Origin of the sequence: Entomoplasma ellychniae, from assembly GCF_002930155.1 — a bacterium.
GTDB lineage: Bacteria > Bacillota_I > Bacilli_A > Mycoplasmatales > Mycoplasmataceae > Entomoplasma > Entomoplasma ellychniae.
This window is the reverse complement of the sequence record NZ_PHND01000001.1, coordinates 324612-342119: the sequence shown is the minus strand read 5'-3', so window position 1 is coordinate 342119 and position 17508 is coordinate 324612. Positions and strand designations below refer to the sequence as shown.

Annotated in this window: 12 protein-coding genes and 1 pseudogene; 9 read left to right on the top strand and 4 right to left on the bottom strand. The window is 24.8% G+C overall.

All coding sequences use genetic code 4. The annotated features are described in order from the left end of the window. Positions 1-156: 156 nt before the first annotated feature. A complete protein-coding gene (locus tag EELLY_RS01500; protein WP_104205747.1) occupies positions 157-495 on the bottom strand; it encodes a hypothetical protein in 339 nt (112 codons plus the stop codon). Between the two features lie 158 nt (positions 496-653). On the opposite strand from EELLY_RS01500, the gene EELLY_RS01495 reads away from it, so the two are divergent. The 6 genes from EELLY_RS01495 to EELLY_RS01470 all read left to right on the top strand — a co-directional run bounded on the left by EELLY_RS01495 (position 654) and on the right by EELLY_RS01470 (position 9792). Continuing rightward, positions 654-3644, top strand: coding sequence for a DEAD/DEAH box helicase family protein (locus EELLY_RS01495; RefSeq protein ID WP_104205746.1), 2991 nt, complete (start codon positions 654-656; stop codon positions 3642-3644). A gap of 65 nt (positions 3645-3709) precedes the next feature. Next, positions 3710-5083, top strand: coding sequence for a DNA (cytosine-5-)-methyltransferase (gene dcm, locus EELLY_RS01490; RefSeq protein WP_104205745.1), 1374 nt, complete (start codon positions 3710-3712; stop codon positions 5081-5083). After that, a complete protein-coding gene (locus tag EELLY_RS01485; protein ID WP_104205744.1) occupies positions 5070-5723 on the top strand; it encodes a hypothetical protein in 654 nt (217 codons plus the stop codon). The genes dcm and EELLY_RS01485 overlap by 14 nt, the downstream gene beginning before the upstream one ends. Before the next feature lie 5 nt (positions 5724-5728). Then, positions 5729-8236, top strand: a complete 2508-nt coding sequence (locus tag EELLY_RS01480) for a DUF262 domain-containing protein (RefSeq protein ID WP_104205743.1) — start codon at positions 5729-5731, stop codon at positions 8234-8236. A 121-nt stretch (positions 8237-8357) separates the two neighbouring features. Continuing rightward, on the top strand, positions 8358-8981 hold the full coding sequence (gene udk / locus EELLY_RS01475) for a uridine kinase (protein ID WP_104205742.1): 624 nt from the start codon (positions 8358-8360) through the stop codon (positions 8979-8981). 43 nt (positions 8982-9024) lie between these two features. Beyond that, positions 9025-9792: a MurR/RpiR family transcriptional regulator gene (locus EELLY_RS01470; protein ID WP_104205741.1), complete on the top strand. Its 768-nt coding sequence runs from the start codon at positions 9025-9027 to the stop codon at positions 9790-9792. Between the two features lie 57 nt (positions 9793-9849). Here the strand turns inward: EELLY_RS01470 and EELLY_RS01465 are convergent, their stop codons facing one another. From EELLY_RS01465 to EELLY_RS01455, 3 genes are read right to left on the bottom strand one after another with little or no spacing between them, the layout of a single operon-like run. Beyond that, entirely contained in the window at positions 9850-10740 is an 891-nt protein-coding gene (locus tag EELLY_RS01465) for an HAD hydrolase family protein (protein WP_104205740.1), read from the bottom strand. A 42-nt stretch (positions 10741-10782) separates the two neighbouring features. After that, positions 10783-12198 carry a glycoside hydrolase family 1 protein gene (locus EELLY_RS01460; RefSeq protein ID WP_104205739.1) on the bottom strand — a complete coding sequence of 472 codons (1416 nt, stop codon included), beginning with the start codon at positions 12196-12198 and terminating at the stop codon, positions 10783-10785. A gap of 8 nt (positions 12199-12206) precedes the next feature. After that, entirely contained in the window at positions 12207-14798 is a 2592-nt protein-coding gene (locus tag EELLY_RS01455; RefSeq protein ID WP_104205738.1) for a glucose PTS transporter subunit IIA, read from the bottom strand. Between the two features lie 271 nt (positions 14799-15069). Here EELLY_RS01455 and EELLY_RS01450 point away from each other — a divergent pair, with 271 nt between their 5' ends. The 3 genes and pseudogenes from EELLY_RS01450 (at position 15070) to EELLY_RS01440 (ending at position 17348) form a co-directional block, all read left to right on the top strand. Next, positions 15070-15729 carry an aquaporin gene (locus tag EELLY_RS01450; protein WP_104205737.1) on the top strand — a complete coding sequence of 220 codons (660 nt, stop codon included), beginning with the start codon at positions 15070-15072 and terminating at the stop codon, positions 15727-15729. Positions 15730-15838: 109 nt separating this feature from the next. Next, positions 15839-16237 (top strand): annotated as a pseudogene (locus tag EELLY_RS04400) (DNA topoisomerase IV subunit B); the annotation flags it as partial. Between the two features lie 226 nt (positions 16238-16463). Continuing rightward, positions 16464-17348, top strand: coding sequence for an HAD hydrolase family protein (locus EELLY_RS01440; RefSeq protein WP_181021038.1), 885 nt, complete (start codon positions 16464-16466; stop codon positions 17346-17348). Positions 17349-17508 lie beyond the last annotated feature (160 nt).

The window sequence follows — 17508 nt, the reverse complement described above, 5'->3', positions numbered from 1 at the left end:
GAGCAACTATTAATGAAATTGTAATTATAAAAGATTGAAATATTAAATAAAAATACCTCATAAAATTCTGAACTATAAATCAATTCAAGAATTTTATAAGGTACTTGTTTAGAAGCACTGTACTTCCAATTTAAATTTATAAAAGAAAATTATTTTCTATTCACTGTCAATATATTTTTTGATTGCTAAATTAAATTCAGCAATCAATTTCATGAAAAGCTTTACACTTTTTTGATTATTTTTCATTTTGTTTTCAATTTCAATCACTGAATTTAATAATTTTAAATTCGTTTGAATTGATTTATTTGGTTTTTCTTTTAAAAATACAAAATGCTCTATTTGTGATGACAAAGTTTGTTCTAAAAATAATAAATATTTTTCATTATCTTTTTCAGCATTTAAAACTTGTATTGGCTTTATTACAAAATTATAAGTTACTATGTTTGAAATAAAAATTATCAAAATTATCAATAAGTATTTACTTATTTTTCTCAAGAATACCCCTTTTCTAATTTTATAAAAAATTATATATATTTGCTATTCATTATTTTGCTTCAATAAAATAGTATTATCAAATAAATTATCAAAATTAACTCATTTTTAACTGATTTAAAACTTGAAAAATGATAAACTGATATTAAAGATGGTCAAAAATGAAGAAAAAATTATTACAGGATATTTTGTTAAAAGAAAATGAAATAGTGCAAAATGAAAATATTCAAAAATTAAAAAATCAAAGTGACAGATGAATTTTAAATCAGATACAAAATGATTTGGGAAAAGAAATTGAAAAATTTAGTTCAATTGAAGAAAAAATACAATATATTAATACTATTTTAGGAAACAAAAATATTTTTTCAAACTATAAAAATCAGAATCTTGCAAATTGTTCAATAAATGATGAATTGAGTATTAATAATTTGATAGTTTCTTTTGCTAAATATATTGAAGATGAATTCATATATTCTAGTGATGTTTTTATGATATCACCATTTATTAGCTCATTCATGGTTAATAAATTGAGAAATTGGCTTTCAAACAATGAAGAATTAAAAGTGAAAATAATTACAACAACTTTTGATGGTAGCTCAAAATTTTTGTCATTAGAAACACTCGTTGAATTAAAAAAAGATTTTAGAGAAAGAATTGATATAAAAATTGAAAATTCTTTCAAAAATAATGGTTCAAGAATCCACATGAAAGCGTATTGTTTTTTACGTGAGGGCGGTTTTGGAAATTTATACATTGGTTCAAACAACTTTACAAGAACTGGAATTATGCTTGGAAATGAATATTCTATTAAAGTAAGTGAATTTAGAGAAAAAGAAATATTTAGTAATTTTTTAAGTGAATTTAATAAATTATGATCTAACAATTTAATAGATATTGAGAATACTGAAATCATAAATAAGCTGATTTCGGCACAAATTTTTATTGATGAAATAAATAGAGTTAAAGAAAAAGAACAAGATTCTGTTTTAAACAATTTAGACATGAAAAACAATTCAATTCAACTTTTTCCTTATCAGCAGGAAGCAATAAACACAATAATAAGAAGAGAAAATGCAGGAATAAATAAGCATTTGGTTGTTATGGCTACGGGAACTGGAAAAACATTAGTTGTAGCAAAGTATTTTGAACATATATACCATCAAAGCAATAGACCTTTAAAAATATTGTTTATAGCTCACCAAAAAGAAATTTTAGACCAAGGTATGGAAACTTTTGAAAAAGTTATGCCAGGTTTTAAAAAAGAGGTTGGAGAGTTTTATGATCAGAGAGCTACAATTGCTGATTTAAAAAATACGCAATATGTCTTTACTACATTTCAAACCTGTTTACTTAATTTAGAAGAGTTAGAAAATTATGCATATGATTTAGTTATATTTGATGAAGTTCACCATATAGAAGCAGCAAGTTATAAAAAAGTTTATGATGTATTTTCCAAAAATTGTAAAACACTAATCGGTTTAACTGCAACACCAGAAAGAACTGAAGGAATAGACATTAAAAAATATTTTAATCATGAATACGCATATAAAATGGGTTTGTATGAAGCTCTTTTAAAAGATTTTTTAGCTCCTTTTGATTATTATTTTATTAAAGATGATACTGTTGACTTAACGGGTATTGACTTAGTTAAAAATGAAAAAGTGGGCAAAATTTTAAGTTCTACTAATAGAAATGAATTTGTTTTAGAAAATATAAAAAAAATGATCGGATTAAATAACCGAGATACATCAACTGTTTTATTTTGTTCATCTATTGATCATGCCATTAAACTAAAAGAATATCTTTGCAATAATTACTTAAGATGTGAAGTTCTAACTAGTGAAAATTCAAAATCTGAAAGAGAAAAAATATTAAGTGACTTTAAAAATAAGAAGATAAATTATTTGTGTGTAAGAGATATTTTTAATGAAGGTGTTGATGTACCTAACATAGATAGAATAATGTTTTTAAGACCTACAAATTCTTTGCTGATTTATTTACAACAATTAGGAAGAGGTTTAAGAAAGACTCCTGATAAAAAATTACAAATATATGACTTTGTTAATAATGTTGATTTATATGTCAATAAGAAATACGACCCATTCCTACTCTTTAGAGCATTTAGTAAAGATAACAATATAAGAGTAAGCGATTTAATAAAAAATGAGCTAAAAGTAGAAACTTTATTGCCTAATGGCTCAAATATTTACATGGAATATTTGACAAGAAAAGATTTAATTAACAAAATAAAAAAATATGAATCAAATAAAAGTTTTGATAATATTATTTCTGAATTTTCAAAAATAGATTCTTTTGATAATTATGAAGAGATGTTTTTAGAAAATGAAACCAGAGAAGATTTTTCACCGTTTAAGATATATTCAAAAGGAAAAAGTTTTATAAAAGGAAACGAAGTATTTTCATTAGTTTTATCTAGAATGGCTATAAATAATATTTCAAATATTTTAGATCGTTGACTTGAAATAACTGAACAAGAAAATATTGACGTTGAGAAAATAGAAGATAGACTATTTATTTATAATTTTTGTAACAATTCTAAAAGGGATAAAGAATTAGCAAATGAAAAAAATTTAAAAGTTATTTGAAAAAAAGTTAGAAAAGATAATAATTTTATTAAGGAATTACAATACCTAATTAAATTTAAATTAAAAAATGAGGATTTGATAACTATAGAAAATATTTTTTCTAAACCATTAAATATTTTTTCATTAAAAAATATGTATTTTACTTATGACCAAATTAACACTGTTTTATTAACTGAGTCCAAAGAATATTTCAAGAGAAACACTAATGTAAAAGGAATTTATGAAGTGGCGAAAGGTGATTGAGTAATTTGTGCTTCTTCGCTAACTAAACAAACTAGTTTTAAACACTCAAACTATTTTTTTGAAAATACTGGAGAACTTTCTTGAGAATCGCCTGATGAATGAAAATTTTCAAACCCTGAAAAAATAAATTTATCGAAAAATAGATACTTTGTTTTCTATCAATCTGAAGAAACAGTAAACTTGTTCAATGATAAAATAAGAAAATTTATCGGAACAGTTCAAAGCATTGAAAAAAGAGAGTCTATGCAAAATAATAAAACTAATAAAGAAAATAAAGTTTTATACAAACTTAAAGTTTCTTAATTGTGAAGAATCTCTTGAAAAAAAAAAAAAAAAGATATTATCTTCCTTAGATAGGAAGTTTTTTTATGCAAAAAATTAAAGTCTTTGAAACATTTTCGGGAATTGGAGCTCAACACAAAGCACTGGAAATTCTGAAAAAAAATGAAATTTTAGAATATGAAATTGTAGCAACAAGTGAATGAGATATATGGGCTAATATTTCTTATAATGCTTTACACCATAATAACTTGAATATAGCTGCTAATCTAGACGAAGAAATAATTAATTCTTTTTTAGCGAAGTTTACACTTTCAAATGATTCTAAAACTCCTATGAAATTAGAACAAGTTTTAAAATTACCTCGTTTAGTTAGAGAGAATTTGTATAGTTCAATTATAAACTCTAATAATCTAGGCAGTATCACAGAAATAAAAGGGCAAAACCTTATTAATTCTGTAAAAGAATTTGATCTCTTAACATATTCTTTTCCTTGCCAAGATTTATCCACTGCTGGAAGTTTTCATGGTAATAACCAAGGGATGAAAAAAAATGGTGGTACAAGGTCGGGTTTGCTTTGAGAAATAGAAAGAATTCTAAAAGAATTGAATGAGATAAACAAATTACCAAAATACCTATTACTAGAAAATGTTAATAACATGATTTCAGAAAGACATAAAGATGATTATAAAGAATGACTAAATTTTCTCCATTCAATTGGTTATAATACTCAAACATATGTTCTGGGGGCTAACGAATATGGCATTCCTCAAAATAGAAAAAGAGTATTTGCTTTAAGTGTTAGAAAAGACGTGGATAACGAATTCATAGATACTTTTAATATAAGTCTTGGAAAAGTGATTAAAGAGTTTGACAAACCATCAGACATAAGCGAGAAAGTAAAAATTAAAAAAGATATTTTAGAAATATTAAAAGAAAATTATTCAATTCCTAAATATAAAATTGAAGCTATAAAAGCAACACCAAATAAAACTCCGAGCAGAGGAAGAATCTTTGAGAACAACAGAATGTTATCTTCAAAAATTAATACAGGTATTAAAAGGCACTTGAAAAATACATTTAAATTTGAAGATATAATTTATTCTTATTTTTCTTCAACAATAACTACTAAACAAGATAGAGATCCTAATGGTGGTGTTATAAATTTGAAGAAAACCATTTTAGAAAACAGGGTGGATGAAAAGAAAAATGTTAAAAAAGCTAATTTTAGACTTTTAACGCCAAGGGAATGCTTTTTACTAATGGGTTTTGAAGAAGATGATTTTGAAAAAATCACTGATGTAGCAGAAAAAATAAACCGATCTCATAATAAGAAAAATAATTATTTAGGTGAAAGTGTGCTATACAGGCAAAGTGGTAATAGTATAGTGGTCAACGTCTTGGTATCTATTTTTAACAAAATAGCCAAAATTGAGGAGAAAATTAAAAATGAAAATAGATAATTTTGAAAAAGAAGTTTATAAACTATTTTCCAACATTACAGGTTTAGAAATTAATCAAATAAACCCTAAATGATGAAAAATTAAAACGAGTGTAAAAAGTATGATAGAAAAGTTATATAGTTATAAGACTAAAGATAAATTTCTACATTTTCATTATGATGTAAATAATAAAAAGTTTTATATTAATGGGGATCTAACTGGAATATTTAAAAGCACATTTCGACAATATTTCATTGTGGGTTACATTCTTGGTGTTTTTAAAATTGATGATGATGTTGTGTCTTCTAAAACTTTTATGGAATTTGCATCAAAAAAAGCAAAATTTGAATTAACAACTTATTTTTTAGATAGTGCTAATTATGAAATATTTTTGATAGAACATGACATAATTAAAAGAATTAAAGAAGTAATAATGTGATCTAATCCTTCTTCTTTTATTTGAAAATCCTTAATGAATTTTATTTTTACGATCGTTACGTATACAATAACTTACAAGCAAAACACAATAGAATTAATGATGCTTTTTTTAGAAAATTATAGACAAAAAGCAAGCACAAAAATTGCTGGGGCAATAGAGGAATATGAATCACAAAAAGAATTAGCCATTAGAATACTCAATTCTAATGTAGAAAGAAAATAAGCAATATGCCAAAGAAATTATTTAAAAAATTTTATAATTTTTTATCAGATCAAGAGAATAAAGAATTGCAGATGATAGAGTCGAAAATAATAATAGAAAACGAAGATATAGCAGTTAATATATCTATGGAAATATCAAAAATTTTAGAATCAAAAATGAATAGAATTTTAGAAAGTAGACAAATTTACTTAGACTCATTTGAAAAAACATCAAAAACATTATTTTATGAAATATGTCGTTTGTATTCGGAAGAAAAAAAAGAATCTGGAATTTCAAAAAATACTGCAATGCCCAAAGTTATTTATTCGACTTTTAATTATTTAAGAAATTGAAGAAACGACGATGGTCATCCAAGCGAAATAAATGTAAATAGAAGTTTTACTGATGTTATTCATTTAATTAAATGTTTTGATTTAGTTTTATCATTTTTGATCGATTTTTTTGATAATGAAGATTTCCAAAAAGAGCCTTTTAATGAAGATGTTTTATTAAAAATTTTAAATCAAAGAAAACATTTTATAGAAGAAATAACGGATTTAAATAAAGAAGCTGATACCTCCTCTATTAAATTAGGTAAAATTGATATTAGTTCCTTTGTTTTGAATCCTGAGATAAATTTCTTTATTCCTTCTTATCAAAGAAAGTATAGATGAGATGAAGAAACTTGTAAAGAATTGGTTACTGGAATAATTAATAAAAGTAAAAATATCGATGACGAATATTTTGGGACAATAGCAATCACAATAGAAGGAAATACAAAGAATAGTCCAATAAGAATAGTGCGTTTAATTGATGGTCAACAAAGAGTTACTACTTCTCTTATTATTTTTAGAGTAATTTTTGATTTATGGAAAGAAAAACAACTAAATTCTTATGAATCAGAAATTTTAGAAATTCCTGAAGATTTAAAATTGACTTTTTTGAGTGAAGGACATGAAAATAAGTACAAAAATGTTACAGGTAATGAATTAGAAAATAAATCTATTGAATTTATTTTAAATGACAACTCTACTTACAGTGAAAGAATCAATAAAATAAATAATTTTGAAACAATAGGTAAATCTCAAGCAGCTAAAAACTATTTTGTAATTCATGATGAATTATCTTCATTGAATCAAGAAGAATTACATCTTTTTTATGAAAGATATGCGTATAGATTTTTGATTTCTTGTGTTGATTTTAACAAAACTCCAGCAGAAGAAATGGAAATTTTCGAAACTCTAAACTCAAAAGGAACAGAATTAGAATCTTTTGATATGATAAAAAACTTTTTGTTTAATTTAATCAATAAAAATATTTTTTTAGAAAAAGAAATTGAAATAACAGAAATTTTTAATGAACATATGAGTTTTGATGATCTTAAAGTAGATAAAGCCACAATTAGAAAAGTTCAAGAAACATTTTTATTCAGTTATTGTGAATATAAATTGCTAAATTTTAAACCAATAGAAAATAATTTAAGTAAAAATAAAAAATCAATATTAAAACATTTTAAAAAAATTTATGAAGATAAAAATAACATAGATGTTAATGAATTTAGAAAAATAGTTTCAGAAATAGGGAAATATGTTGCTTTAGCTAAGTCTTTTGAATCAAAAAGTTATGAGAATAACTCAAACGACGTATTATTTCCCCTTAGATATAATATTGCTAATATAGCTCACAAAGATGTTTTATTACTCATAATTTTCTATATTGTAGACGTATTCGCTAAGAATAAATGGGATTCTTATAGCAAAACTATAAACTATAAAGATAAAGCTAAACTAATGAAGAATACATTATTTGAATTTGAAAAATGAATAATTTCATTAGTCCAAGTTTGAGGTCCTGGGCAATCATTACAAAAAACTATTTTAAAATTATTGAGATTTATGAACTTTTTTGATACTTCAAATTTAGCTATTCAAGAACAAATACCTAATATGGTAAAAAAATGATTAGCGATGGATGAGGAAGATTCGTTTACATTCCAAAATAAAGAACAAAAAAAACTACTATTGGAGAACATCAATCATAAGACTCCTACAATGGAACAATTTAAAAATTCTTTAATTACTAAAAAAGTGCAAGACAAAAATATTGCAATGGTTTTATTAAAAAGACTTGAAAGTAGTTTAATTAATGACTGAGAGATAAAAAGAGAAAAAAATTCTTTAGAACATATAATGCCTAAATCTATTAAAGGAACTAAATGAATCGAATATTTAAAAGACCAAAATAGTGATATAACTGAAAAAGAAATAAATGATAAACATGATGAATATATGGATAAAATAGGAAACTATTTAATTTTAGATAAAAATAAAGAAAATTCAAAAATTTCAAATGGTGAATTTGATGTCAAAAGAAAAGACTTTATTAATTGGAACAATCCTCTATGTACTTTAATTTTTGGTGATACTGCCAATAAGAATTTATTAACTACTGAAAGGTTTGGTTTTGTCGAAATAGAAGAACGAACTAAAACAATTTCTAATCTAATTGTTGAAAATATATATTACAAAAAATAGACAACATGATATGAAAGCATTTGTTTATTTTTTAATTATTCAAATATTATCACCATTATTATTAGTCTAGCTAGGTTTTTCTTGTTAAAATATTAATAAATTTAAACAAACAAGGGGAAAAATGTCTAAGAAGGTAACAATAATACTAATCGCTGGTGGTACTGCTTCTGGTAAAACAACTGTAGCTCATAGATTAGCTAATGAAATACTAAAAGATAAATCAGTAACTCATATATCAATGGATAATTATTATAAAGATTTTAGTGAGTTAACTTTTGATGAAAGAAAAAAAATAAACTTTGATCACCCTAATAGTGTTGATGTTGAAATGTTAACAAATGATTTAACTGCATTATTAGATTATCAACCAATTAAAGTTCCAATCTATGATTTTAAAACTTCTGCAAGAACAGAAGAGTTTATCACTTATAAACCAAGTGATGTAGTTATTTTGGATGGTATATTTACTTTAGCTATTAAAGATATAAGAAAATTTGGTGATATTAAAATTTTTATTAAAACTGAAGATGATTTAAGATTTATCAGAAGATTACAAAGAGATATGATTGAAAGAGATAGAACTATTGAAAGTGTTATACATCAGTATTTAACTGAAGTTAAACCAATGCATGATACTTTTATTGGATCAAGCATTGAATATGCAGATTTAATTGTTCCTTATAAAGAAGGCAATGAAGTTGCAATTGATTTAGTGGCTACTAAAATCAGTAGTTTATTAAGTTAAAATAAGTATGTATTTGTGCTTTAATTAATATAAAGAGGTATATATGCATTCAGTATTAGATCAAATAGCTTCTATGTGTAGTGAAACTAAAAAAACAACTTCTTGAAAGATTTCAAGTGAACTAATAAAGTTTTATAAGAACAAACAAGAATTACCTAATTTAGTAACTTTAGCTAATTCTTGTTTTGTATCTCCATCAATGATTACCAAGTTTTCTAAAAACTTAGGATTTAATGGATATAAAGAATTAAGCGTAAAAATGCAAATTGAAATAATTGATCGAAGTCATAAAAATATTAGCACTATTTTTGATAACTCAAATAGTTTATTTAAAGAAAATGAAATTAATGCTATTAATACTATTAGAGATTTTCAACTTATAAAAGAGAAGTTTAACTCTTTAATTAATCTAATAAAAAACGCTAATAAAATTTATATTTTTTCAACAAACTATTTTTCAGATGTTGCTAAATTAATGAATATCATGCTTTTATCTAAAGGGATAAATGTTGTTTACATGAATAAATTAAATAGCATGATATCAATTTTTGATAATATCTCTAAAAAAGACTTATGCTTATTTTTTATTGGTGGTAGTGGTTCAGATGAAATTAAATTTTATTTTCAACAATTATATAATAAATTTCAAGTTGAAAATATTTTTTTATTTTGTACACACTCTAAAATTTTTAAATTTAATTACCCCAATAATTCTATAATTATTGATACAGACTTTTTAAGTCATAATTTCTTTGAAAGAACATTTTCATTAAGCTATATTATTATGCAAATTGATTTACATTTAAATTAAATAAAACAAAAAAAATTACTTTATTTTTAAAGTAATTTTTTGTTATTAAGAGTTAATTTACTTATGATAAATTTTAGCTAAGTAATGCCCTAAAGCACCATCGTGAGAATCGCATGAAACATCATATGCTTTTGCTAGGATTTCAGGCATTGCATCTTTAACAGCAATAGAATATTTTAAATTTTCAAAAACAGATATATCATTGTGACTATCTCCAAAATAAATAACATTATTTGGTTTCAAGTTTTGCTTTGTATCTTGATTGATAATATCTAAAAGATTTAAAATTCCTTTATATTTATTAGTTTCACCAATTACTAAATCAACACCATCAACAGATCACCAGGTTGCTTTAATATTGTACTTTGAGAATGTTTGTTCAATTATTTTTATTATTTCTGGTTTTTGTGCAAGATTAATTTTTTTCATAGTTATTTTAGGTGTATCGTGGATTGAGTTAAGTATTTCATCAGTTAAAATTTGGTGATTATAATTAGCATCGCCTGTTTTTTGTATACTTCTCATTAAATCTTTAAAATCTTCATTTGAGTAATAAATTACATCTCCTTTTTGAGAAGTTATGTCATAAACTAAATCAAACTTTTTAATAATTGTAATTATTTCTAACATTATTTTATGATTAAAAACGTTTTCAATTCAAGTTTTATTAGACTGAAAATCATGTATTAAATTTCCTGTACAAGAAATAAAATACTTATTAAATTCTTGAATATCACCAGTTAATTCATGAACTGCTCATTTCATAAAAAATGGAAGATTCCCAGTATTCATAACAACATAAACACCATCTTTAATTGCCTGTTTCAATCATCTTATATTGTTTACATGATTTTTGTGTTCACTTTTTTTGTTTGGATCTAAACTATATAATGTCCCATCCATATCAGTAATTATAACTTTAATTTCATCTTTGTTTATTTTAAACATTGGTCCCCCTTTGTAACTATCACATGTGGTTTTGATTTAAGATTATTTTAAATCCTCTCCATCTGATGCAATCACTTTTTTATATCAGTAAAAAGAATCTTTACGGTAACGTTTTAAATCTTTTAAATCATCTTCGTCACGATTAACATAAATAAACCCATATCTTTTTGAAATACCTTGGTGTGTTGATACTAAATCAATAGCACTTCAAGGGTTATAACCAATTAACTTAACTCCATCAGCTAAAATTAAAGGTATTTGAGCTATATGATCTCTTAAGTAAGCAATACGATAATCATCGTGAATTTTTCCATCACTTGTTAAAACGTCTTTAGCACCCAATCCGTTTTCAGTAATAATAATAGGTAAATTGTATCTATCATGTAACGCTCTTGAGGTCATTCTAAAACCAATTGGATCAATTTGTCATCCATATGGTGTTTTTTCTAAATACTTATTATCAGCTGATTGGAACATATTTTCAATATTAAATCCCATTTCTTGATCTCCAACTTTGTATTCAGAATCTTTAATAGGAGCTTGTGCTGTTGTGCTATTGTAATAGTTAAAAGCAATAAAATCAATACTTACTGATTTGAATAACTCTTCATCTTCTGGTAGGATTACAACTTGATAGTTATTAGCTTTTCAATATTCAATTAAAATCTCACTGTAATATCCTTTTACAAAAGGATCTATATAACTTCAGTTTCTTAAAACATTCGCATTATCTGCTGCTAAAACATCACTTGGAGCACATGTTTTTGGATAAACTAATGATATATTTGGCGCAGGGCCTATTTTAGCACTTGGAGAAATCTTACGTAGTTCTTTAATTGCTAAAGCTTGTGCAACATTTGCATTGTGAAATGATTGATAAGATTCAGTTCCAGTATCATGACCTTTTTTTTGTTTCCCTAATACGTGTGAAAATAAAATTACCATATTTAATTCATTAATAGTTTGTCAATAATTAATTTTATCTTTAAACTCTAAAAATAGTGTTTTTGCAAATTTCACATAAGCTGGTACCATTACTTCTCTATTAGCTCACCCACCTTTTTCTTCTAAAGTAATTGGTGCATCAAAGTGATGAATTGTTACTAAAGGCTCAATTTTATGTTTTAATAATTCATCGATTAAATTATGATAGAATTCTAATCCTTTAGAATTGGGTTTATCCTCAAAACCTGTTGGATATATTCTTGTTCAGTTTATTGAAAATCGATAAGACTTAAATCCCATTTCAGCCATTAAAGCAACATCTTCTTTTCAATGATGATAATGATCAGCACAAACTTTAAAGTCTGTAATTCCTCCAACTTTTAAATCAGAAAGAAAACCACCTTTTGAAACATCTTGAACTGATGGACCCTTGCCATCAATATTTCAACCTCCTTCAACTTGATAAGCACTAGTTGATGCTCCTCATAAAAAATTACTTGGTATTTTTTTCATATTTTCTCCTATGCATTTTTTAATGCTTTTTTAATTTCATTTTTTGTTAGAACGTTTATTTTTTTACCCACTAATTCATAGTTTAATTCTAGTGAATGAAGTGAGTTTCAATAATTATTCATAATTATATTACAATCTTCTGAATTGTTTTCTTTAAGTATTTTGTCAATAATATTTTCAATATATTCAAACTTTGTATTTAATGTTTTTGAAATCCATTCCATATTAGTTGCATTGTTTATTTGTAATTTTTCAATTTCATTTTCTAATTTATGAGTTAATTCTCCATTTTTTATTAAATTGTATTTATCAATTAACGGTTTTTGTTTTTCAATTTTTGCTTTTCCAGTAATTTTGGATAATTCTATTTTTTTTATTTGTTGTTTTAATTTTTCTTTTTGTTTTTCTAAGTGCATTTGTGCTTTGTCTAATGAAACAGATTTATTTGTAATTAAAACAATTTGATTTTCTATTTTTTTTAACTTTTCAATTTCTTCTTTTGAAAAAACATTTTTTAAATCTTTTATTTCGTTAACATATTTTGTATTTAAATCTTTTAATTTTTGATGATTTTTTAAAGCTAAAACTTTAATAAAGAAATTTGTTGTTTTACCAACACCTTTATTCTCATTAATTCTGTCAACATAAATAAGATAACAAACAAAAGCTGCTAATAGAATTGCTAACAAGTTAGTAACTAATCAAAATACACAATTCATTACAGGAGTATTTGGTGCACCTATAAACACATTATTAACACTATCTTTGCTAGGCTCCATTAGTAAAGCTGTAAATCCAAAAATCCCTAATCCTCCAGTAGTTCTATTTTCAACTCCTAAAAGTCCTGAAAATAAGCCAATAATACCAGCTGTTATTAATCCCGCTAAAAATGGTTTTCATTTTGGAAGATTTATTCCATATAATATAGGCTCAGTAACCCCAACAATTCCACCAGGTAAAGCTGCTAAACAAGCTACTTTTGTAATTTTATTTTTTGTTAGAATACAAACTCCTATAGCAGCTCCAACTTGAGTAAAAACAGCAATATTTGTTGGTGCTAGTAAAGTTGAAGGTATTCCTTGAGATACTGCTATTGATATAGGCACAATTATTGACGTGTGCATACCTGTTAAAACTAAAGGTTGTCATACTATGGCAAACAATCCAACTCCAATTCCATATGGTATTTGTGATAAAAGCCCCATAAATTTTGTTATTTCTTGTTCAATTAAAAATAAAATTGGTCCTAAAGCAAAGAATATTAAAATAAATACAAACATCACACCTAATAAAGGTCTAAATAAAACATCAATTGAAGTTGGCATTCATGTTTTAATCCATTTGTCTGCATAATACAAAATAAAAGCAGATACAATGTGCGGAATAATTGATGAAGAGTAAAAACTTATTTTAACTGAAAAGTTTCCTATTGAGAAAAGCGATAAGTTAGGAACTAAACCTAATCCTAAAGTAGCCCCAGCAATCATTAGTGATACAAATATTTGAAGTATCTCAGGACCACCCAATCATTTTATTGTATTGTATCCAATGTATACACCTAAAAGTTTTAAACCAGTTTCAGCAGCTACATTCATAAATACTGAAAAAGCATCTACTTGCATATTTATAGGTGAACCTAGTCCAATGTTCATGTCAACAATAACACCAGTCATAACTAAAATTGTTTTTATCCCCATTAATAGACCAGATGTCATCATTATAGGTAATGCTGGTAAAATGATAGCTGCAAAAGCTTGCATTATTTTTTTAGGTATTGAAACTTTGGTAAAAGTTCTTGCATTTGATTTTTCATTCGGGTTTTTATGTAAATTTTCTACATGCTCTAAAACTGCATCTTTAACTTTGTAAACTTCACCACCAATAACTATTTGTATTTGATTACCTGCTCAAAGCACACCTTTAACAATCGATAATTGTTTAATAGCTTCTTGATCTACTTTGTTTTTATCTACTATTTCAAACCTTAGTCTTGTCATACAATTATAAACATTTGTATAATTAGACTCACCTCCAATCAAATTAAAAATTTTACCAGCAGTTATTTGATAACGATTTTTTGACTCTAAAATTTCTTTAATATCATCAGTATAACTTACTTCCTTTTGAACATCATTATGAGTAAAAGTTGCGATCAAATCACCTTGTTTAACTTCACCATCTTTTTGCATTTCAAATTTTCATCCAGTGAATTCATTTAAATCTAAAACAATTGGTGTTGCTTTTAACAATTTATGTTTTTCAATTATTTTAAAATCAACATCTACTATTTCTTTTTGTAAAGAAAGTTTATCACCAATTTGAGCTTTTACATCAAATGGCTTTCCTTCTAAATTAACTGTATCTAAACCAATATGCATTAAAAATGCTGGTCCTTGTGAATCTTTAAAATAATAAGCATGCTTTGTATTAAAAATTTGTACCAATTCACCTTTTGCCAATGGAGAAAAAAACACATTTGATTTTGGTTCAATATAAAAACCAATACCTAGCATTTCTTCTGAAAAAACTCCATCATTTAATTCAACTAATGGTTTAACTATTCCATCAACAGGTGAATAAATCTTAATTATTTTTTTCATTTTAATCCTTTCATTTTCTAAGATAATTTTATGATTAAAATAATTCTAATTTTTGAAGTTTAAATGGTATGTAAAAAACAACACGCTTTGTGAAATATTTTACACTTTATTACATTTTTAAATATTAAAAGTCTTTTGATTATTATTTTGATGATTTTTATAATATAATAAAAAAATATTTTAAAAGAGGTGATAACATGTCAATTGGCACTGTATTTTTATCTGAAATAATCGGTTCATTAGTTTTATCACTTTTAGGTAATATGGTGGTATGGCTAATCAATTATTAACTAAAAAGAAGCCAAACGAAGTAATTATCGCCATTTGTTGGGCTTCTGGTGTAACTGTTGGAATAGTATTCTCTTTAATGCTTGGGGGCGTTGGACATCTCAATGCTATTATCTCTTTATTTTATTTAATCTATAATTGAAATTCAATTGGGTCATATTGATTGTTTTGGATATTTATCATTGCACAAATTATAGGTTTTGTCTTAGGACAAATTTGTGTTGTTTTTTTGTATCAAGGAAAAATAAAACAATCTTTGGCTGATGGGTTTAAACAAGAATATTTAAACTCATATTGTTATACAAGAAACAATGAAAAATTTATGAAAGTTTTTATCGCTGAATTTATCGGTGCTATTTTCTTCTTATTAGCAATTTATTTTATAATTGAAAATCCTAATAAAATTTTAAATCCAAATACTTCTTTTATTTTCATTTTTATTATTGTTATTTGTATTGTGTTATCACTTGGTGGTATTACAGGACCTTCATTATCTCCAACAAGAGATATTTCATTAAGACTTATGCATAAAATAATTCCTTTTAAAAATAAAGGTTCTAGTGAATTTAAAGAGAGTGTTCCACTGATTTTAGGGTCTATTTTGGGAACAATAGTGATAGGGTTAGTATTTTTAATAATTTAAAACTTATTTATAATAAACTCTAAAATTTGTTTTTATCTTTTTGTTTTGAAAATAAACTTAGATTACATTTTAGTTTTTTTATAATATAAATCGTTAAATAGAAAAGCGAATTAATGGTAAAGAATTTAAATATGATGAATCAGCTATTCACGTCTTCAAAGATCTAAAAGCTGTTGAAAAACGTCCTGAAATGTATATTGGTTCAACTGACACACGAGGTCTTCACCATTTAGTTTGAAAAATAGTTGATAACTCAATTGATGAAGCTTTAGCTGGATATTGTAGTAAAATTAATGTTGTATTAGAAAAAAATGGAAGTGTAACTGCTTCAAATAATGTTATATGATTTCCAATTGGAATCATACTACTGGTAAATCAGCACTAGAAGTAATTTTTAGTAACAATTTATAAAGACAAACAAGTTCATGAAATAGAGTTTGGTAATGGAGGGAAATTAGTTCAACCATTAACTCAAGTTTCAAAAACATATAAAACAGGCATGACTGTTAAATAATTAATGAAGAAAAAACCATAAGTTATACTTTAGATAATATGATATATTTGGAGATAAATTTATTGATCTATTTGTATTTGAAAATTTAAAATGCACACAACTGTTAGTAATGCATACCCAAGATAAAACAAAAGCTTTTGATATCTCTTGTAATGCTGACAAATGGGATTTAGGTTATTATCATAAAAAATATAAGTTGATTAATTTAAAAAGGAGAACTATGTTTAAAATTAATAGCGATGAAATTAAAATAATTATAACTGATATAGACGGCACATTATATCCAATGGATCATAAAGGATTATGACGTGTCAATAATCAGCAAAATATTGATTGAGTTAAAAAAGCAATTCAAAACAATATACACTTTGTAATGAATACAGGTAATTTACCATTCTTTTTAAAAGATATGTTAATCGATATTTCAGGTGAAATTAATGATTACAATAAATATTTTATTTCTTGCACTGGTAATTTAATTTACAATTTTAAGACAAATGAGTCTATAGTTGAAAACTATTTTGATAAAGAATTAATAATAAAAATTGTTGATAAAATAAAAAAGTACAAATTAGTTTATTTTATTGCTAGTGAAAACGGGGATGTGATCTATTTTTCTGATCGTGTGTTTAAAGAAAAATTAATACAACAAGACAATTCATTGAATGGTCGTTTACATCGAAAAGATTTAACACAAGAAATTTTAAATAGCTTTAAATATTCACCAAGAATATCCATGAAAAATGTGCTACCTCAAGATAAACTTGAAATAATTAAAATATTTGAAGAAGAATTTAAAGATGAAAAAATTAATACCACATGGTGATCTGATGATGGTGTTCATTTAACGATAGGTACAACTAATAAATATAATGGAATTAAACATTTATTAAAAATTATAAATAGTGAAAATGATACTAATTTAACATTAAATAATGTTATTTATTTTGATGATAATGAAAATGACTTATCAGTCTTTAAAAATCTTAAATACTGTATAGCTGTAAATGATGCTATATTAGAGATTAAAGAACTTGCATTTGATATATCATGTGATTCAAAAGATGGAGCAATTGGGTTTTATTTAGAAAAAATATTAGTTTAATTAAAGTAAAAACTTAGATTTTTACCTAAGTTTTGAAAATGAAAAATTAATCAAATTTAACTAATACTTTTAATAATTGTTTTGTGTCTTTAATAAACCTTATGTTGTGTGGGTAATGAAAATATTGTATAATATAATATGTTAAATAGAAAAGGTGAAT